The sequence below is a fragment of the Caulobacter sp. NIBR2454 genome (genome assembly GCF_027474405.1).
GTDB lineage: Bacteria > Pseudomonadota > Alphaproteobacteria > Caulobacterales > Caulobacteraceae > Caulobacter.
The window spans coordinates 2548601-2568046 of record NZ_CP114871.1 but is presented as its reverse complement, the minus strand read 5'-3'; the positions used below and the strand labels follow the sequence as shown (position 1 = coordinate 2568046).

18 protein-coding genes are annotated in these 19446 nt (G+C 63.2%); 7 read left to right on the top strand and 11 right to left on the bottom strand.

What is annotated here, in order from left to right; all coding sequences use genetic code 11:
* Positions 1 to 118 precede the first annotated feature (118 nt).
* Positions 119 to 1609 carry a tyrosine-type recombinase/integrase gene (locus tag O5K31_RS12535; RefSeq protein ID WP_269713936.1) on the top strand — a complete coding sequence of 497 codons (1491 nt, stop codon included), beginning with the start codon at positions 119 to 121 and terminating at the stop codon, positions 1607 to 1609.
* Positions 1610 to 1813: 204 nt separating this feature from the next.
* Here O5K31_RS12535 and O5K31_RS12530 read toward each other — a convergent pair whose 3' ends face one another.
* The 5 genes from O5K31_RS12530 to O5K31_RS12510 are packed head-to-tail and all read right to left on the bottom strand — an operon-like array spanning position 1814 to position 9116.
* Positions 1814 to 2533, bottom strand: coding sequence for a M48 family metallopeptidase (locus O5K31_RS12530; protein ID WP_269713935.1), 720 nt, complete (start codon positions 2531 to 2533; stop codon positions 1814 to 1816).
* Positions 2514 to 5741: a type I restriction endonuclease subunit R gene (locus tag O5K31_RS12525; RefSeq protein ID WP_269713934.1), complete on the bottom strand. Its 3228-nt coding sequence runs from the start codon at positions 5739 to 5741 to the stop codon at positions 2514 to 2516. Before O5K31_RS12525 ends, O5K31_RS12530 begins: the two co-directional genes overlap by 20 nt.
* Complete coding sequence (locus tag O5K31_RS12520; protein WP_269713933.1) at positions 5738 to 7009, bottom strand: restriction endonuclease subunit S; 1272 nt, start codon at positions 7007 to 7009, stop codon at positions 5738 to 5740. The genes O5K31_RS12525 and O5K31_RS12520 overlap by 4 nt, the downstream gene beginning before the upstream one ends.
* Positions 6999 to 8564: a type I restriction-modification system subunit M gene (locus O5K31_RS12515; protein ID WP_269713932.1), complete on the bottom strand. Its 1566-nt coding sequence runs from the start codon at positions 8562 to 8564 to the stop codon at positions 6999 to 7001. Before O5K31_RS12515 ends, O5K31_RS12520 begins: the two co-directional genes overlap by 11 nt.
* Positions 8565 to 9116, bottom strand: a complete 552-nt coding sequence (locus O5K31_RS12510; RefSeq protein ID WP_269713931.1) for a hypothetical protein — start codon at positions 9114 to 9116, stop codon at positions 8565 to 8567. It abuts the gene before it with no gap.
* Positions 9117 to 9386: 270 nt separating this feature from the next.
* On the opposite strand from O5K31_RS12510, the gene O5K31_RS12505 reads away from it, so the two are divergent.
* Positions 9387 to 9569, top strand: a complete 183-nt coding sequence (locus O5K31_RS12505) for a YegP family protein (protein ID WP_269713930.1) — start codon at positions 9387 to 9389, stop codon at positions 9567 to 9569.
* 78 nt (positions 9570 to 9647) lie between these two features.
* On the opposite strand, the gene O5K31_RS12500 is transcribed toward O5K31_RS12505, so the two are convergent.
* From O5K31_RS12500 to O5K31_RS12490, 3 genes are read right to left on the bottom strand one after another with little or no spacing between them, the layout of a single operon-like run.
* A complete protein-coding gene (locus O5K31_RS12500; RefSeq protein WP_269713929.1) occupies positions 9648 to 11363 on the bottom strand; it encodes a type IV secretory system conjugative DNA transfer family protein in 1716 nt (571 codons plus the stop codon).
* Positions 11360 to 11575 carry a conjugal transfer protein TraD gene (locus O5K31_RS12495; RefSeq protein ID WP_269713928.1) on the bottom strand — a complete coding sequence of 72 codons (216 nt, stop codon included), beginning with the start codon at positions 11573 to 11575 and terminating at the stop codon, positions 11360 to 11362. Before O5K31_RS12495 ends, O5K31_RS12500 begins: the two co-directional genes overlap by 4 nt.
* Positions 11576 to 11612: 37 nt before the next feature.
* Complete coding sequence (locus tag O5K31_RS12490; RefSeq protein WP_269713927.1) at positions 11613 to 11921, bottom strand: conjugal transfer protein TraD; 309 nt, start codon at positions 11919 to 11921, stop codon at positions 11613 to 11615.
* A 176-nt stretch (positions 11922 to 12097) separates the two neighbouring features.
* On the opposite strand from O5K31_RS12490, the gene traA reads away from it, so the two are divergent.
* Both traA and O5K31_RS12480 read left to right on the top strand, forming a co-directional pair.
* Positions 12098 to 14683 (top strand): Ti-type conjugative transfer relaxase TraA, encoded by a 2586-nt coding sequence (traA, locus tag O5K31_RS12485; protein ID WP_269713926.1) that lies wholly within the window; start codon positions 12098 to 12100, stop codon positions 14681 to 14683.
* The gene (locus O5K31_RS12480) at positions 14680 to 15384 is read left to right on the top strand and encodes a DUF6118 family protein (protein ID WP_269713925.1); all 705 of its coding nucleotides are present in this window, start codon (positions 14680 to 14682) and stop codon (positions 15382 to 15384) included. The genes traA and O5K31_RS12480 overlap by 4 nt, the downstream gene beginning before the upstream one ends.
* Here O5K31_RS12480 and O5K31_RS12475 read toward each other — a convergent pair.
* Positions 15359 to 15568 (bottom strand): hypothetical protein, encoded by a 210-nt coding sequence (locus O5K31_RS12475; protein WP_269713924.1) that lies wholly within the window; start codon positions 15566 to 15568, stop codon positions 15359 to 15361. The genes O5K31_RS12480 and O5K31_RS12475 overlap by 26 nt on opposite strands.
* A 418-nt stretch (positions 15569 to 15986) precedes the next feature.
* Here O5K31_RS12475 and O5K31_RS12470 point away from each other — a divergent pair, with 418 nt between their 5' ends.
* The 3 genes from O5K31_RS12470 to O5K31_RS12460 are packed head-to-tail and all read left to right on the top strand — an operon-like array spanning position 15987 to position 17355.
* Complete coding sequence (locus O5K31_RS12470) at positions 15987 to 16478, top strand: hypothetical protein (RefSeq protein ID WP_269713923.1); 492 nt, start codon at positions 15987 to 15989, stop codon at positions 16476 to 16478.
* Positions 16475 to 16894, top strand: coding sequence for a hypothetical protein (locus O5K31_RS12465; RefSeq protein WP_269713922.1), 420 nt, complete (start codon positions 16475 to 16477; stop codon positions 16892 to 16894). The genes O5K31_RS12470 and O5K31_RS12465 overlap by 4 nt, the downstream gene beginning before the upstream one ends.
* Entirely contained in the window at positions 16891 to 17355 is a 465-nt protein-coding gene (locus O5K31_RS12460) for a hypothetical protein (protein WP_269713921.1), read from the top strand. Before O5K31_RS12465 ends, O5K31_RS12460 begins: the two co-directional genes overlap by 4 nt.
* Before the next feature lie 88 nt (positions 17356 to 17443).
* Here O5K31_RS12460 and O5K31_RS12455 read toward each other — a convergent pair whose 3' ends face one another.
* Positions 17444 to 18028 carry a hypothetical protein gene (locus O5K31_RS12455; protein WP_269713920.1) on the bottom strand — a complete coding sequence of 195 codons (585 nt, stop codon included), beginning with the start codon at positions 18026 to 18028 and terminating at the stop codon, positions 17444 to 17446.
* Positions 18029 to 18072: 44 nt separating this feature from the next.
* Positions 18073 to 19161, bottom strand: coding sequence for a ComEC/Rec2 family competence protein (locus tag O5K31_RS12450; protein ID WP_269713919.1), 1089 nt, complete (start codon positions 19159 to 19161; stop codon positions 18073 to 18075).
* Between the last annotated feature and the right edge of the window lie 285 nt (positions 19162 to 19446).

Genomic DNA, 19446 nt, shown 5'->3' with positions numbered 1-19446 from the left:
ATCTGTTTTTAATTGGTATTTTTGTTATGATTGGCCCGCACGTTCCATGCACACCTACGGCTAATCAATGACTTAGCGCCGCGATCTGCACAGAACCTGCACAAACGTGGAGGTTCCGATGCCGTTCGTGACCGATAAGGAAGTGCTGAAGCCGGGCCTGATCATCTTCCGGCGCGGCGATGTCGACCACCGCAATTTCTACTGCCGCATCAAGGTGCCAAAGGCGGACCGTTACAAGACGATCTCCTTGAAGACCGCCGACGTGGGCGTCGCCCGCCATCTGGCCGGCGAGGAGGAGATCAAGGTCCGGGTCCGCCTCGAAAGCGACATCCCGGTCTTCAACCACCCCTTCCGCGCCGTGGCGAAGGAATACCTGGCCACCCAGGAGACGCGGGCGCGCCGAGGCGAGATCAGCAAGGCGCGGCCCAAGAAGCTCAAGGCCGTGATCGAGGGCGCGCTTGAGGATTATGTGGGCTCCATCCAGGTGCATCGGATCGGCGACGAGCTTTGGACGGGTTATCCCGGCTGGCGCCGTGAAAACGGCGCGGGCCGCAACCGGCGCAATGGCGTTCGAGAAGTCTCCGCCGAACAGGCCGCCGGCTTTGCCGCACGTGATGCCGCCGCCCGCGTGAAGGCGATGGGCACTCGGGGCTTCAAGAAGCTGCGGCCTCCGAGGTCAGAGGCGTCGGCGGACCAGAGCAGCACAGTGGCGTTCATCAGCGATTCCACGATCCGGTTTGAGATGTCGATCTTCGGCGCGGTGATGAACTACGCCATCAAGAAGCGCTACGTGCCGGCGAGCCAGCGGTTCGATGATCGCCCCAAGCTGAAGACCGTCCGACGCGATGAGTTCAATCGCGAGGAATACCGTCACCTGCACACCACCGCCCGCGCGTGGGTCCAGGATGCGCCAAGGCCGTCCAGCCTTTGGTATCGGACGGTCGCCTATAACTTCATGCTGATCATGTGCAACACGGGCATGCGTCCATCAGAGGCCAAGAACCTGCGCTGGCGGGATATCAGCATGGCCAAGGATCGCGACGGGCGCGAGGTGGTCGTGTTGTTCGTTCAGGGCAAGGGCAAGTCCCGCAACCTGGTCGCGCCGCCCAGCGTCGGCGACTACCTTGAGCGCATCCGCGAAGCCACGGTGGTCTACCGTCAGCAGGCGGCGCCCGAGGGCGTGGAGCCTCAGATCATCTTTGGCCCAGAAGATCGAGTGTTCACCACCATCACTGGGGAGCCGGCCAAATCCCTCTATCAGGCCTTGATCGAGGACATGCTGTTGAACGCCGGCTTGAGAGAAGGCGCGTCAGGCGTGCCGCGCTCCACCTACTGCTTCCGCCACACCTACGCGACGTTCAGGCTCTCCGAAGGCGTGGACGTCTATTTCCTGGCGGAACAAATGGGCACCTCGGTGAAGATGATCGAGGAGCACTATGGCCATGTGAACACCGTCAAGCACGCCAACCTCGTTCTTCAGGGAATGGGCGGTTGGGATCTTGCCGAAGCTGTCGGCGAGGACGAAGCCGACAGCGCCGAGGCGCTGCAAAAACCAGGAGCGAAGGCCAGGACGGCCGAAGCTGGCGGCCTGAAGGGCCGTCGCCGCTAATCCACTTCACTGGTCCGGCGCGTCCGAGGACGCTCTTGCCGGATCAAAGCCGCCTCCCGGCGGCTGCTTTTGGCGCAGATGCGCGAGGGGGCTACATACGGCTACGTTCGAGGAGCAGTTGTTTAGCCACGACGCAATAGCTCACGGCTCACTGAGTCGAAGGTTCCAAACTACTTGTTTAGATCGCCCCGTCGACTGCATGACTCAAAGCAGCTGTCGTTCGAGCGCGGCTTTTCGATCGCGCCAGTCCGGCATTTTCTCGGACATCAGCGCCTGCCAGAGCGGGCCATGGTCCGGGTGTAATCCATGGGACAGTTCGTGAGTTACCACATAATCGATGAGCTCCGGAGAGGCCCGGACAAGCTCTGTATTGAGGACCAGTCGTCCCCTCGGCGTGAAGCTTCCCCAGCGTTGGTTCATCTCGCGGATGATTAAGCCGGGGCGCCCGTCGAACTTCGATGAGAAGGCTGGCCAGACCGCGCCGATGCGGACAGGGAAGACACGATGGGCTTGAAGTTTGTACCAGTGACGCAGGATCGCGTGGCGGTGGGCGTAGGTAGCTTCGGAACGAGTCTCCATGCGCATCCTGTCGCCGTCGAGGCTCACTCCGGACTTTTCCGCTTCTATGACTAGCAAGCGATACTGCTTACCCAAGTAAAGATGAGTTTCTCCGCTGACGTACTGCCGGGGCGGGGTTCGGGGCCGCCATTGTTCGAAGTGTGCTAGCTGGCGCGCGATCCAGCCACCCCGCCTTGCCACGCGCGCCTTAACCTCGTCAGCGCTGGCTTGCGCCGGCGCATAGACGATCACCTTGCCTTCCGGGACGACGTTGATCCGCAGGGTGGCTCGGTCCTGGCGAACAACGGTGAAGGGAAGCGAGCGACGGCCCCAAGTGATTTCGAGATCAGCGGAGCCGACCATCATCCGCCATCCTGACCCGCGCAGCCGCGAGCACAGATTCTGTGATCGCGTCGATCACCTCGGGCCGGAGCGTGCCTCCCGCAGCCAAGCGCGCATCGTCGAAGAAGAAGTCGTCAATGGCGTTGCGGATGCGGTTTTGAACATCCCGGTCATGCTGCCAGCCAACTGATCGGTGGCTCTCGATGATCTCAGTCGCGGACTGGGCGACATGAAGAGCGAGGTCGCCGTCGGCTATGCCCGCAGCTTTTAGCTCCCGCTGGGCGATGCCCCAAAATGCCGTTTCGTTTCCCTTGCCCTTGATCGCCGCAGGGGTCGGGTCAGCATCATCGTCTCTTGTTTCGATCCGATCTCGGAGGGTGCGGACCTGCTCAAGGTAGACCTGCTCGTCCAGGCGACGTTTGCGGAAGGCCTCAATCGCTTCACGGATCAGCTTGGAGAAACGGTCGAAGAAGACCGGATCTTGTTGCCACTTCTCCTCGATTGACCGCAGAGTCCGGTGAGCGATCTCGTCGGCGATCGACGCGTCGGAGCGATGCCCCTCGGCGCGAGCGGCCTCGATTGCCGCATCGTCGAAGAGCGACAGGGGCTCTACGATAGTGATAACCTCGTGAGCGGTGATGTGCTGGTCAAGGACATCCCGGACGCGCCGCTCATAGTCCGACCACTCGACCGACTCAGCGTAGCGGGCTTTCACATGCGCCCTCAGCGCGATGAAGCGCTTCTCGTCGGCCCTCCACCGCGCCAGCCGCTCGGGGGGAGTCTCGTCAAGGAAGGTTTGCGAGGCAACAGCAACCGTGAGAGTTCGCGAGAATGCGGATAGGGCGCGGTAGAACTCGTCGCGTAAGGCCTCGTCCGCTAGGGCCCTGGCATAAGCCTCCTCGTCAAAACGATTGGACACGCCGGCGAACAAGTCGAGCAACGCCGCGTGCCTTTCCGTCAAGGTCCGAGCCTCATCAGCGATCGACGTGATGGCCCGACTGATGTCCGCTTCGTCGAAACCTCGAAGCGCGTCGTTAGCGGTTAAGGCTTCGCCCAAATCCTGAAGCACACCGCTGTAGTCGATGATGTAGCCGAACGGCTTCGGCGGCGCGTCGTCATCATCGAACACGCGGTTCACTCTTGCGATCGCCTGCAACAGCGAGTGCTCTCGCAGAGGCCGCGCAAGATACAGGACGGTATTTCTTGGCGCATCGAACCCTGTCAGCAGCTTGTCGACAACGATGAGGAGATCGGGATCGCCGCCGGCCTTGAACGCGTCGACGATGCCCCGGTTGTAGTTCTCCTCTCCCCGCCAGCGCTCCATCATCTTGCGCCAGAAGCGCACGACTTCATCGTCGTTCTCCTCATCCACAGCCCGCTCGCCTTCGCGGTCGTCGGGAGCCGAGATGATGACTTCGGAGGTCACCTCGCCGAACTCGTCGAGCAAGGTTTTCAGCACACTCGCGTCGCGCTTGGACGGCGCGACCACTTGGCCCTTGAGGCCGGTACCCTTGAAGTTATCGGCGAAGTGACGGGTCACATCGAAAGCGATGCAGCGAAGTCGCGCGGACACGCCCATCACTACGCGCGGCCGGCTCATCTTCTTTTTGAGATCGGCTTTCTGGGCGTCAGATAGCCCGCGCGTGACTCGGTCGAACCAAGCGTCGATCGCGCCTTCGTCGAGGTCTTCCTCGACGTGGCGCCCTTCGTAGAGCAGCGGGACAACCGCGCCATCCTCCACCGCGTCGCGCATTCTGTAGGCCGGCTCAATCAACCGGCCGAATTTCAGGAAAGTGTTCCGTTCCTTCTTGGCGATTGGCGTACCGGTAAATCCGATCAGGCAGGCGTTCGGAAACACTTCACGCATCCGAGCGTGCAGGCTCTCCAGGTCGCCGTATTGGCTACGGTGGCTTTCGTCGACCAAGACGAAGATGTCCGATCCAAGATCGGAAAACTGGCGCTTCGAAAGCGCGGCACGGAATTTGTGGATCACTGTGGTGATCACTGCCGTGCGCTTCTCAACCAGCTCAACCAAGTGATCGCCGCTACGGGCGCGATCAGGCTCCATTCCGGTGGCGCGGAAGGTGTCGGCGATCTGCTTGTCTAGGTCAGTTCGATCGGTGACGAGTACCAATCGCGCGTCCCGAATCGTCATGGCCACAGCCTTAGCGAGCATGACCATCGTCAACGACTTGCCCGAACCTTGCGTGTGCCAGACCACGCCGCCTTCGCGCCGCCCATGGGCATCACGTCGTTCGACGCGTCTTAGTAGGTCACGCACCGCGAAAAATTGCTGGTGACGCGCAATCTTCTTGAATGGTCCATCGAAAAGCACGTAGCGGCGGGCAAGTTCGATCAGCCGCTCCGGGCGAGCGAGACTCACCAACATCTCGTCCAACGAGGTCGCTATCCGTCCACCCGACCTCATCAAGCCGGTATGCTTCGCCTGATGGAGGCTGAAGTCGGCGAATATTCCCTGCGATTCGATCGCGTCCAGCTCGCGATTTACGACCTGTCCGGCGTAGGCAGGATCGTCATCCCGCTCCTTCCAAGCGGACCAGAATTTCGCTGGCGTTCCCACGGTCGCGTAGCGCGGGCCATGGGCGTTGGCGGCGATAAGTAGCTGGGCGGAGAAGAACAAGTTTGGCGCGCCGACATCGGCTTTTTGATTGCGTAGGTGCTGGCTGATGCCTTGGGCAGTCTCCTCTTGGCTCCGCTTCACCTCGATCACGGCGAAGGGAATGCCATTAACGAAGAGAACGATGTCGGGCCTGATGGCCCCGCCGTCGGGCCATTCGACAGGGAACTCCGCCGTCATGTGAAAGCTGTTGGCGCGCCAGTCGTCCCAATCGATATAGCGGAGCTGCCATTCACGCATTTCGCCTTCGACCCGCTGCGGCAAGGCGGTGCCCAGTTGGAGCAGGTCTGTAACCTTCTCGTTGGTGCGCAGCAGGCCGTCGAATCGGACTTCCTTCAGTCTCGCGATCGCTTCACCGATGTTCGAATCGGAGAAGGGATGCGCCTTGCCGCTGCGGCGGATGGCGTTTAGTCGGGACAGACTTTCGGCCAGAACGTCTTCGAGCAGCACCGAAGATCGACGGCCATGGCGCTGCCGCTCGGCCTCTGCGCGCGGGATGTAACGCCAACCCAATGCCGACAAAGTGTGTAGTGCCTGCAGTTGGGTACCACCAGCCTCAGACAGCGTAAAATCAGGGGAATGAGCGCGGGTCATTCGGATCTGAACTCTGATGTCTGGGTAAGTGGGTCGGTTCCCATCAGCAGCTTTTGCATCAGGCCCCGCTTCTGAAGGCGGAGCCAGTCGAGCGAACTAATCGAGGCAGAAAGATCGTTCTGGATGACCGAGAGGATCGCCGATATCCGTCTTTGCTGTTCAATGGGCGGCAGTGCGAAGGGCAACGCGGCGAAATCCGCCCAGCGCAAGCCTCCTCTTCGATCGACGGAGGATGAGGTGCTCATTTCGAACACCCTCCGGTATGTCTCGGTTTTTAGAACAGAGATGAGAAAGTGTCGATCGACGCGGACTGGATCGACCTCAAACACCGTGTACATGGGCGAGACAAGGCCACATTCTACAATATCCTGAAGACCGATCGATCCTTCCTCAAGATGGTTGGTGGCGTAGGCAAAATTTCCGCGTTCGACGATCTTGTAACCTGACGTGTCCTCAGAATGCACTCGGCGTCCGCCGAAGTACTCACGGGAGAGCACCAACCCCGCATGTTTCGTGCAGGAGAGTACAGGCAATGGGCGTTGAGCTCTGTTAAGGCGGGACTTCTCCGAGGCAAAGTCGCCTATGCGGCCCATAGGCCAACGGCCGGTTCCGGCAACGCGGCTTTCGGCAAGCGATAGCCCTCCATCTTCAGCGGGCCGGTTTCCAAAAACTAGAAGTCTTAGCGCTTCGCGCACACGCCGACGTTTGGCGGCGACTAGGCGCTCTGTGAGATCGATGGCGTCATCCCACGCCCGCAGTGCCGAAGCGATCCTGCGCTGTACCGGCAGGTCAGGCAGCGGCACCTCGACCTCACGCAACAGCTCCTGGCTTAGGTTAGTGATGGAGCTGCCAGCCCCTTTCTCGTGCAGCTCACGTCGGAAGAGCTCCGAGCGTGCTACCGCCAGAAGATAGCTGCCATCCACGTCGTCACTCGTGATCCGGGCTCTTATCGTAAAGCCGGAGAAGGCCACCCGCTCGCTGCCTGGAAAGACTACAGCGCAGCGGCCCACCAAGTCTTTGCTCCCGTTTGAGCGCACGAAGAGCAGGTCGCCATCCTTGAGCAGGCTCTCCTCCGGAACCTCGCCTCGGACCGTGACTATCGCGGCGTCTGAAAAATCGTCGAGCCGGGACCGCTGGAGAAAGGAGCCAACACCAGCGACCTTTACTTGTTGACCTGTGCCAGCAGAATCAAAGTTCAAGCCATTGCGGAACTCGGCGATTTGGCCAAACCGAACTCGCGGCGGAGCCGCTGACACTTCACGCGTCAACGCCGAGCTCCCGCAGGTAGGCGTTCATCCGCCCTCGGTTCTCAGCGATCTGGCGTTCCAGCTCGCGGATTTCAACCTGCACCGCTTGCAGGTCGATCTCCGGCTCTGGCTCGAAGGTGTCAACGTATCGGGGGATGTTCAGATTGAAGCCATTCTTCTCGATCTCAGCCAGATCGGCGCGGTGGGAGTAACGATCGATTACGCGCCGCTCACGATAGGTCGCGACTACCCGATTGATGTCCTCGTCCAGCAGACGATTCTGCTTCTTGCCAGGATCGAAGTCGCGACTGGCGTCGATGAACAGTACGTCGCGCTCGTGATCTCGTCGTCCGCCGCTCTCGCGTGCGCGGTCGAACAGGAGGATACACACCGGGATGTCTGTCGTAGGAAACAGTTGAGCGGGCAATCCGACGACCACGTCCAGAAGGTTGTCGCGGACGATCGACTCCCGTATGCGGCCTTCGGCGCCTCCCCGGAAAAGGACGCCGTGCGGTGCGATCATCGCCACCCGGCCTTCGCCGGGACGCGCGATGGCAAGCATATGCAAAATAAACGCGTAGTCGCCCTTGCTCTTGGGCGGCACACCTCGAACGAAACGGCGATACTTGTCGCTTTCCGCGTTCTCGGCACCCCACTTGTCCAGGCTGAATGGCGGGTTGGCCACCACCACGTCGAACCGCTTCAGGTGGTCGCCTTCGATCAAGGTTGGACCGTTCAGCGTGTCGCACCAGCGGATGTCGGCACCGTCTTGCCCATGGAGGAACATGTTCATCCGCGCCAGGGCGCGGGTCTGGCCATTGGATTCCTGGCCATAGAGCCGATAGTTGCCGCCGCCAACCTCCTCACCAGCGCGCAGCAGCAAGGAGCCGGAACCGCATGCCGGATCGCAGATTTCGTCACCCAGCTTCGGCCCCGCCAAGCGGGCCAGCAGCTTCGACACTTGGCGCGGCGTAAAGAATTCGCCCGCCTTCTTACCAGCGTCAGCGGCGAACCGCTCGATTAGGAAAATGTAAGCATCACCGATGACATCCTCTCCGACACCTCCGAGTTCCAGAGTGGCGAAATCCTCCAGCAGCGTCTTCAAACGCCGGTTGCGGTCCTTGGTCTGACCAAGATTGCTCTCGGAGTTGAAGTCGATGTTCCTAAAGACGCCCTTCAGCTTAGGATCGTTGGCCGCCTCGATGGCCTCCAGAACCTCGTTAATTAATTCTCCGATGTTGTCTGCCGTCCGCCGGGCATAGAGGCTGTCGAAAGTAGCCAGGAATGTCTCGACGACCTGGCCCCCCTTGTCGCGCAGCTCGTAGGTCGGGAGCTTGAATCTCTCCCGCTCCATGTAGCGGGTGACCCGCAGCTCGATCGTATCTGGGTCGGCGCCGCGGGCCTCAAGCTCGCGGCGATGTTCAGAGGCATGCGCCTTCCAGAGGTCGCTGATATATTTCAGGAAAAGGAAGGCGAGGACGTATTCCTTGTACTGACCCGCCTCCACAGTGCCACGGAAGGTGTCGCAGGCAGACCATACAACGTTGCGCACATCTTCGGGTCGAGCAGGGGTCATTTAAGCCTCGATGGTTGGAAACGCGGACGCGATGTAGGCGGCGGCCAGCCGCGCTTCGGCGTCACGAAGGCGTGCTGCGAGCAGCGAGTGCTCCCGCGCGCAGGCAGCTAGACCGCCGATGGCGCGCTGACGCTCCAGAGGCGGGGTGGGAACTGCGAGCTCGCTGAGCGCCTCTTTTGGAATCCTGGGCAGGCTTGCGCCAGCCGTGGAGGCGCGAAGCGCCGCACCGACTTCCGGCAGGCTCAAGAAGGCCGCGAGATAGTCTGGGTCCAGCCGGAGTTCGTCGGGCCGAAGCAGATACACATCGAGTGACGGATAGGCACCCAGCAGCTCAGCATCGGGCCGGATTGCTAGGTTGCGCTCCCCCCGGGACGGAATAAGGACGTCACCGCGCTTGACCGGAGTTGCTCGTCCCGCCGTCGGAGCCGCTCGGCGCACCAACTCGCGGCGATCAGGGTCCAGATCCTTCATTTGGATGAAGCACACACCACCGGCTTGGCTTGGCGGAGCGACGCCAGTCACAATCAACGCAAGATCGGCCAGTCTGGGCATGCCGGTGAAATACGCCGGTCGTCTGCCTGGCGCAACTAAATCGTTAGAGGCCAGCTCATACAAAAAAAATCGTATGAGACCGCCTCTTTCGATTTGACAGGGATATTTTCTATCGTACCGTTAATGGGCGGAAACGAAACGGGCTCGGTGCAGCAACACCGAGCCCGTGGGTCCTATCACTGCGGCTTGGGCCACGGCGCGATTTGGATGGACATGTCTAAAGTCGTCGTTCGCTCGATCTCCGTCAAGCCGCCCTTAAGGAGCGACGTTATGTCGAACACGAACTTGAAGTACGAGAAGTACAAGACCGACGGCTGGCGCTGGCGTCTCAAGTCCACGGTCAATGGCAAGATCATCTCGATGTCTAGCGAGGCTTACGTTGCCGAAGCGGACTGCGATCGGTCGATCGAGCTCAACAAGAGCTCGTACGCTGCCCCCGTCGAGCGGAAGTAAATTGCGGAAGGAGGGCGGTAGTAATCCGTCCTCCTTAACCCGGCCCCAGCGCTCGCGAAGGCTTCGACCGTCTCGTCTTCAGCCGCGACGATAATTGCGCCGCTCTTCTCGCCCGCGACCAGCGCTTTGTCCGCTTCTGAACTCCGCGTCATCCCAATAACGGACCTTCCACACAAAGGCTGGCCGCGCCCCCGGCCTCAGCAGAATCATTTTCCCCCCGTCAAATCCCATCACCTCATCCGCCGTCAGCAACGGCCGCCCGCTGAGATGATCGCTGGAGGACGAGGTGTGGCTCTCGCCCCACTGCCCGGGCGACGCTGTCGAACTGCCGCCCGCTGTCTCATAGCGCACCGTCCGTGACCCGAGCGTCCGCGATACCCAACTCGCCGTATCGACATCGGCCACGTTGAACACCTGCACCAGCCCAGCATTGGACAGGAATGTCCCAGCCTCCTGGCCATAGGCGCCGCGAAGCTGATGCAGGTCCTGCACGAACGGCCATAGCTGCACGCCGTAACCGGCAAGCAGGCCGAACGCCCGCTCCACCGCCTCCAGCTGCCCCAGCGACCGAAACTCGTCGAGCAGGAACAACACCGGCTGCGCGTCTCGATCCGCCAGCCGCCGCGACAGAGCATTGACCGACTGGACGATCAGCAGCCGAAGCCACCGCGCATGGGTGGCCAGCCGATCCGGCGGCAAGACGAGGAACACTGTGGCGACCTCGTCCTTCAGATCGCCGAACGCAAAGTCCGAGCGCCCCAGCACCCGCGCCATACGGGGGCTGTCAAGGAAGTGGGTGTGCCGCTGCGCCGCCGACAGCACCCCTGCGGCCTCGCGGTCGGTCTTGGCCAGATGCCGATTGGCCGCTCGCGCTACTAGGCCACCCGCCGCCCCAGACCGCTGCATGGCCTTCAACGTGGCGCCCAGCTGATCCGGCGCCGCCGTCAGCAGCTCGCGCACGGTCACCAGCGTCCGCCGCATGGGAAGCTCCGAGGTGACCACATGCAGGATCACCCCCGTGATCAGCGCCCGCGCCTCCTCGTTCCAATGGGCCTCGCCCACCTGGTGCGGCGGGTCATAGACCAGGGCCTCCGCGATGGCCGCCGCCTCTTCGGCCAGATCGAGGCTCATCGGATCGAGCGCCGCCAGCGGATTGAACGACGCGCTCGGCTCCTCGGAGACTTCAAACGGATCGAGCACATGCACCGGCCCAAACCGCCGCCGGGCCTCGGCGGTGATGCGGGCGTTCTCACCCTTGGGATCGACGCAGAGGATCGAGCGCTCTAGGAGCAGCAGGTTAGGTATGATCGCCCCGACCCCCTTGCCCGACCGTGTCGGCGCGATGGTCAGCAGATGCGACGGCCCGCCATAGCGCAGCAGCCGACCATCTGAGCCGCGCCCGACAATGATCCCATCCTTACCGCCCAGGGTGCGGTTGATCTCGCCCCTGGTCGCCCATCGCGCCGTGCCATGCACGCCGTCGCCCGAGACCAGCGCTTGCTCCCAGAACCGGAGCGCCGCCGCCGCGCCGCTGAGCAGGCCGCCGATCACCATCAACCCGTAGCGCCATCCGCCAAGCGGTGACCCGAACGCCTCCCAAGCCGCCACCGGAATGCTGACAATGGCGTAGCCGAGGACGAAGGCGACGAGGACAGCGATGACCCGCGCCCCGAGGCTGACGCCCCGGCTCACCCAGCGCCATCCGGCGCCGATCCCAAAGGCGGTCACCCGTCCGAGGCCGCTGCCGACCTTCAGGATGTCGAACAGGGTCAGGCGCGTCGGCGCGTCCTTCATTCGACCCGCCGATCGGCGCCGAACGCCCGCTGCCCACGACGCCGCCAAAGGGCGAGGATGTCACGCCGGCCGTCGCTGCCGAGCTGATCAGCCAGCGACAGAAAGGCACCCAGCAAGGCCGCGCGATCGTCTTCGGCGAGGTCCACAAGACCCGCCTTCTGGACGAGCCCGCCCAGCTCGATCAGGTGATGGGTGCGCTCACGTCTCGCCACGACCCAGGCCCTCGTATCGGAACGCGCCCGCGCCGCTTCAGCGCGATGCGTGAGCGCCGTGACCTTCGACAGCCGAGCGCCGTCCGCCGCGATCCGCCCCGCCAGGGCGAGCGCTCTGACGTCCCTTGCGAAAGTGGTCGGCGCCCAGCCGGCGCCAACCCTCCCGCTCGCCGTCAGCCGCTTTCACCGCAGATAGCAACGCGCCAGCCAGGGTCTCGACGTCCAGAGTGTCGGCGCCGGTGGAGACCACCAGCTCGCCGAGCTGGACGACCTTGCGGGCTTTGAGGGTCTTGGTGCGCCTAGCCAGAGCGGCAAGCTCGGCGTCGATGTCACGAGGTTTGCGCATGCGGGTCCGCTCTCCAAAGGAGCCCCACCCAGGCAAGATGCTATCGCAGGTTGAACCAGCGCTCAATCGGAGTCACGGTCAGCACGGACACGTCGTCATCGCCGATCTTTGATCGGAGTGCGCGCTTATACGTCGTGCCGACGTGCTCGAAGGAAGTGCAAAGACGGAGCGCCAGAATGGCGATCTATCACTTCTCGGCGAAAGTGATCTCCCGCGCCAATGGATCGAGCGCGGTGGCCGCCGCCGCCTACCGCGCCGCAAGCCGCCTGCATGACGAGCGGCTCGACCGCGCGCACGACTTCACCAACAAGGCAGGCGTCATCCATTCGGAGGTCATGGCGTCGGAGAACACGCCCGATCGCTGGCTAGATCGCGCCACCTTGTGGAACGAGGTGGAGGCCTTCGAGAAGCGCAAGGATGCGCAGTTGGCGCGCGAGGTGGAGTTCGCCATTCCGCGTGAGCTGGATCAGGCTGACGGCATCGAATTGGCGCGCGCGTTCGTGCAGCGCGAGTTCGTCGACAAGGGCATGGTCGCAGACCTCAATGTGCATTGGGACAAGGCCGAGGACGGCAGCCCCAAACCCCATGCGCATGTCATGCTGACTATGCGCGAAGCCGGGCCTGCGGGCTTTGGTCAGAAGGTCCGCGAATGGAACGCCGGCGAGCGGCTTTTGCACTGGCGCGAGGCCTGGGCCGAGCACGTCAACGAACGGCTGGCTCTGCGCGATCTCGACGTCCGCATCGACCATCGCAGCTTCAAGGATCAGGGCATCGACCTTGAGCCCCAGGACAAGATCGGCCCCGCCGGCTCGCGCAGGGAGCATCGCGGCGAACAGGCGCAGCGCGCCGCCGACCACCACGAGATCGCCCGGCGCAACGGCGAGCGGATCATCGCTGATCCGCGCATCGCACTCACCGCCATCACCTTCCATCAGGCGACGTTCACCGACCTCGATGTGGCGCGGTTCGCCCACTCGCATACCGACGACAAGGCGCAGTTCGACCGGGCCATGAGCGCGGTCCGCATGAGCGACGAGCGCGTGGCCTTAGGGCGCGATGGCAAGGGCCAGGAGCGGTTCACCACCCGCGAGATGATCGCCATCGAGCAGCGCCTGGAGCAGGCGGGCGACAGCCTCGCCGAGCATCGTCGGCATAGTGTCGGCCCGATGGCCCAGGGCGACGCGATCATCAACGCCAGGGCGCGTGGCCTCGACCTGGGCGACGAGCAGCGGACCGCCTTCGACTATGTGGTGGAGGGGCGCGATCTGGCTGTGGTGGTCGGCTACGCCGGCGGCGGCAAGAGCGCCATGCTCGGGGTCGCCAGAGAGGCCTGGGAGGCCGAGGGATACACCGTCAGGGGCGCGGCCCTCTCGGGCATAGCCGCCGAGAACCTCGAAGGCGGATCGGGCATTCCTTCGCGCACCCTGGCGAGCCTGGAGTACGCCTGGAACCGAGGACGCGAGACGCTGACCAATCGCGACGTGCTGGTCATCGACGAAGCGGGCCTTGTAGGTACGCGACAGTTGGAGCGGGTGATCGGCGCCGCCGATCGCGCGGGCGCCAAGGTGGTCCTTGTGGGCGATGTGGAGCAGCTCCAGGCCATCGAGGCAGGAGCAGCATTCCGGGCGCTGGCCGAGCGCCACGGGGCGGTGGAGATCAGCCAGATCAGGCGTCAGCGCGAGGACTGGCAGCGGGCCGCCACGCGGGCCTTGGCGACCGAGCGGACGGCCGAGGCGCTGGACGCCTATTCTCAAGCGGGGATGGTCCATGCGCACGAGACTCAGGATCTCGCCCGCAAAGCGGTCGTCGAAGAATGGGCGAGGATCCGGCGAGATCTCCCCGAGGCCTCACAGATCATGCTCAGTTACAAGCGCGCCGATGTGCGCGCCCTGAACGACCTCGCCCGTGAGCGGCTGAAGGCGGGCGGCGAGCTTCGAGAGGAGCGGACCTACAAGACCGAGCGCGGCGACCGGCCAATGGCGCCGGGCGAGCGATTGATGTTCCTGCGCAACGAGCGGTCCCTGGGCGTCAAGAACGGCACCCTGGGGACGCTGGAGCGGGCCACATCCAGCGCGATGGAGGTCCGGCTGGATGACGGGCGCAAGGTGCGGTTCGACCTGAAGGACTACAACGCCCTTGAGCACGGCTACGCGGCGACCATCCATAAGACGCAGGGCGTCACGGTGGACCGCACCCACATCCTCGCCAGCAACGTCTTCGACCGGCACGCCTCCTATGTGGCGCTAAGTCGACATCGGGACGGCCTCTCCCTGCATTGGGCCAGGGATCAGTTCTCAAGCGAGAGCCATCTGGCCGGTATCATGGGGCGTGAGCGGCTGAAGGACAGGGCGCTGGACTATCCGAACGCGCGGGAGGCGCCGGCCTCAGAGCGAGGGCGATTCGAAGGGTTCACGCCGACCGCCAAGACACGACCAGCACTGGAGCCTGACGATGGCGCCCATCGGGCGGTTACCGCGTTCGCGCGAGCCTGGCGTGACGCTGAGCGGATGCGCGAGGCGGGCCTGCCGGTCCTGCCGCATCAGGCCAAGGCATTCGAGGCAGCGTCGGAGCGGATCGACCAGTTCCGCGAGCGCGGTTCGGAGCGCCTGGCCGTCGCGTTCAGCGCCGAGCCTGAGCTTGCGGCCTCGGCAGAGCGTGGACGCACCGCCGCCGCAATGGCGGCTCTGGAGCGGCCGGGCATGCCGGAGCGGGATCCGGGACTTGAGCGAGGCCACGAAAGAGATCGAGGTTGGGAGCGGTGAGCCGGGACGACCCCCGTTCGGCCGAAGAGGCGTTCGAGGCGCTGCGCGCCCAGGTCGCGCTTATGCAGCGCGCCGTGGAAGGTCTGGCGGCGGAGAAGCCGGCCGGCGCCGTGGACTATTCGCCGACGCTTGGGGCCATGGCCAAGAGCCTTGGAGAGATCGAGGCGCGTTTGGAGGACCTTGCTGCCTCCCCGGCCCTGGCGATGACGCCAGGGGCCTGGGCGGCAGGTCAAGAGGCGGCGGTCGCTCAGGCCGGGCGCCAGGCGCAGGACGATCTGCGCAAGGCCGAGACGGCGCTTCGGCAGGCGACACAGCGGATCGAGATGGCGGCTCGGCGGGAGCGGACCGCGAAAGATCAGCGACGATGGCTGGCGGGCGTCGGCTTTGCGGGCGTGGCCGCCGGCATCGCGCTCTATGCCGGGCTCGCGGGTCCCCTCGCGCGCGCTTTGCCGTCGCGGTGGCATGCGCCGGAGCGGCTGGCGGCGCGGACGATAGGTCTGGATCGGTGGGCGGCGGGGCAGCGGCTGATGGCGTCCGCCAGTCCGCAGGCCTGGGCGGAGGTGGCGCGGGGATCAAAGCTGGTCACTGTCAATCGTGAGGTGCTGGACCAGTGCGCCGAGGCGGCGGCCAAGGCCGGTGAGGCGGTGCGTTGTCGGGTGGAGATCGCGCCGCCCGTCAGTGGACGGTCGGGTCAAGATTGATGCGCTTCTCGATCAGCTCGGCGGTGCGCTTCATCGCCTTGGCCTCATAGGCGAACCCGAGCCGCCTGCAATTCTTCGAGACGCGCAGAGCTTCCGCCTTGGCTTCCTCTAGCGTGCCGTTGACCATCTCGATCCACAGATCGACGGCGTAGTCCCAATCGACGGGTTTGGCGGGTTTCCGCATGGACGCTCGCTCTACTCGCACGGCTCCAGCACGGGAAGGCGCGCAACAACTTTGGATTGTGCGAGTAAAGCGGGTCGCCGAGGGCGGCGCAACGGGTTGAGGTTATTTCCGAAGGCGGACGCCGACCCCGGCCGCGTGGTCTTCATCCTGAAAGATAACACCCGCTTCTTCGAGTGCGCGGCGCACGGCGCTGATGTTGGCTGCTGAGCTGCGGTCAGGACCCGCTGCGCTCTCCATCCGTCGAATAGTCGCGACCGAAACCTGTGAGGCTTCAGCGAGCTGCGCGCCATTCCAGCCTAGCAGCGAACGAGCCGCACGAATTTGCGCGGCAGTTATTGCAACTTTTTCTCGCATATGCTACTTTTTCACGCTCGCTGACATCGCCCGATGCGCAGCGCCACCATAGCGAGTCGCGCCCATGACCTCACGTCTAAAGACGGGAGACGACCTCCCGCGCCCTTTATCGCTCTCCAGGCGAGCTATCTTCGCCGGTACGTCAGCATTGCCGTTGATGCCTCCGATTGTCCGGCGGAGCGAAGATCTCGGTCTAAAGGCCTGCGAGGCCTTCCTCAACGCCGGAGCGGAAACCTCAGAGCTTTACGCCTCCTGGAGCAAGCTTGAGAGCCATCTGAACCGAGCGATCGGTTGGATCGCCATGTCGGATGAAGAACAGCGGGCGCATCCTGCCGCCCAATCCTTCGCTGAGATCGAGGCGCGGGAGGAGATCGCCCACGAAAACGAGCGCGTGGCGCTGGAGGTGCTGCTCGCCACGCCGCCGACCACCTGGGCGGCGGCGATCGCCTCGCTGAAGGTCCTATTGCGCCTGATCACCAAGGACGACAGCGAGGAAGCCAATCTCATCCTCCGACGCGTCCTGAGTGTCCTGGCTCCAGCGGAGGTCGTCGCATGAGCCGCGTCATCAGGCGACCCATGGACGGAGCTGACCGTTATCTTGCGCCAGTGTTCCGAGACAACGCCGCCACCTTCGTGAGCGGGGTGGAGGAGATCGCTCAGGCCCATCCGCAGGAAGCTGCGCACATGACGGCCATCGCCATGGAGTTGGCCCTGAAGAGCCGTCTGCTGGCGTCCGGGGTGAGCGACGATTGGAATCGCAGGCACCTTCGCCATGACCTGACCAAGGCGCTGCGTTGCGCACGCCAAGCAGGCCTCATCGAGCCGCCGGCCGGCATGGCGGCGGTGGCGGCATTGTTCACGCCTTACTACGCCAACCATGAGTTCGGTCGGTTCCCGAGTAGCCTCTTCACGGCTGCGGACTGGCGGCACGCCGCCGGGCTGGTCCGCGCTGTGATCGGAGGGCCGTCATGAGCCGGTCGCGGAGCCATAGTCCAGCGGGGCTGGCCATGTCCCGGCGGTCGATCCTTGCGGGCGGCTCGTCGGCGTCCGTAGCGCCCGCCTTGCCCGCCGTCGGCGGCGACGCCTGCCTTGACCTTTGCCGGCAGTACCTCGTCCTGCACGAGGAAGCCGAGTGGCTCTACGACGCCTACCCGACCTTGGAGAGCAAGGTGTGGGACATGCTGAAGGCGGCGGGCCTCTCCAACGATCAAACGCAGTCGCTACCGGAAGGGCGACGGCTCGACGCCATGTGGGCGCGGATTGAGGCGAACCGGGAAGAGCGAATGGCTTTGCTGGAGAGATTGATGGACCGGGAGCCCACCGATCCAGAAGCTGCGCTAGCCTGCTTGCGGGTCGCGAGGGCTCTCATCGAGCCGGATGAATTTCCGGAGGCCAACCAGCTACTAGGGTGGGCTGAGCTAGGTCTGAGCTGAAGGCGACGGCCTGCGGTACTTCGGGCCAAGCACTGGAAATGCGACGATTCAACAGCTCACCTCGCGAACCAGATCATCGCCCACCTGCTCAAGTTGTCGCTAGCACGTTGGTGACGAGACGGCGCCCAGCGTTCGCGGCAGCTATGCGGACGACCAAGTACTGCGTCGCTAGGACCAGCAGATAGACGAGTACGGTCTGCAATGGCCTAACCTGCCAGATGACGACACCCCCGAGTACGACGGACAGCAGCGCCGCCATAGCCGCATAGTCACGGCAGAAGAGAAAGGCTCTGTGCGCGTCGGTAATGGGCGCTGTTCCAGAAACCTTCTTGTAGAGTTGGTACCAAGCCGCGTTTTGCTCTTCCGGTGAGGTCGGCAACTTTCCCAATTTCTTTCGTAGCCGTTCCATATCGACCCGAGGGTCGGCCGTAGCATAACGGGTGAACGCCTCGCTGCCGGGGAGTGGATTCCGCCAGCGCCAGAATACTAGACGTGCCTTCAGGGCGGGCGAGAGCAATTCATTGACAATTCCGCAGACCACTAGGCCCAGTCCCGCCGGAAGCAGGCTCTGCCATTCCTTCGTGGCGGCAACGACATCTGCGAACACGATCGAGTTTGTCTTCAGCACCAGCGCAAACAAGGCGAGGTTTGCCAGAAGTACCAGCACGAGCATTGGACGGTTCTCATGCTTGAGAGTCTTTGCCATGCAAGCGAAGCCTAGTCTTCCTGTTGGTCGGGGTACGCGATGGGCTTTGCCGCGACCCAACCCTCCCGGGCGGGTGCGTTGTGCCCTGTTCGCGTGCTCTGCCCCTCGGTCGCGATCACCTTTGCCCCGCGATGCACGAAAGCCCGTACAACGGACTTCCGGGGATGGTCTTTGTCCTCAAGCGCAGAACTCACAATCGCTGTGAACGTCTCCTGTCCTTCGCTGGGTTTTGCGGAAAGACGCGGGCCCAGCCAGCGATCAAGCAGTTCGGTCGATACATTCTTGCGCGAGCCATGGTGCGGGACTTGAATACGGTCGATACCCGGCAACTGAAGACCGACAAACGGAGCATAGTCTGCGGCTTCCGCGAGCGCACCACGGCCGGCGTCGCCTGTCAGCAACACACGTTTCCCGCAGAGATTTGCGTACTGAATGACGCTCATCTCGTTTTCAGCACTAGTTTCTTGGGTCGAGAAGACTTCTTCGCCCCATGCTGCCTTGACGAGATTGACCACTTTGGCCAGGACGCTCTCGAAAAACGACTCTGCCTTTGTCGTAGCGCTTGCTTCCTCCTCAACGGCTTCAGGTGTCTTTTCTGACTCAACCACCAGGTCGAGATAGCGCCTCTTAGTGGGAGCTAAGACCGCGAAATCCCCGATGCGCTCGCCTTGGAATGGCTCGTAGATCGGTATGCCGCGCCTTTCCGCGATTTCCTCAAGAGCAGACAGATTCGGATATGCGGACTTAAGGCGGCCAGCGAGACGCTCGATTGAATTGTAGGTCTCGAAGCGATCGATGAGCTCTGCGGCATGTATCCAGGGGCGCAGCATCCAGAGGGCGCCCACGTTCATTTCCTCGAGCACCGTCCGCAGCCCGCCGGCATGATCGCCGTCCGGGTGGGTGACGACGACATGATCAATGTAGGAGTCCACGCCGTAGTGCTGTTTGACGTGTTGAACGACGCTGAGACCCGTAGACTGGAAACCGCCATCAACGACGTGGATCCGGGTCATGCCGTCTATCTCGTAGCGGATAGTAATTGCGTCGCCGCTTTTCTTTGTCTCGACGCTAAGAAAATCGATCTCGAAAAAATTAGCCATGACAGTGCCGCATGGGCCTCCCCGACCTTCCTTTCGAGGTTGCCTATGGTGAAGCTTTGCTCGCGTCGAGGGAAAGAGTGGATGCACACTCGTATTGCGCGCTTTTGTCGCGTCGCGTTCTTACGCTTGATCGTCGAACAGCGCCGCCCGCCCAAACGTGTCGTGCCAGCGGGAATTTCTGGTCCAACAGCGCTTCCGTTAGGAGATCAAGCATAGCCTCAACGACGACAACCCAAGCGCCGTCGCCACGAGCACGAGTATTTGCGCTTAAGCCAGAAACTAGAC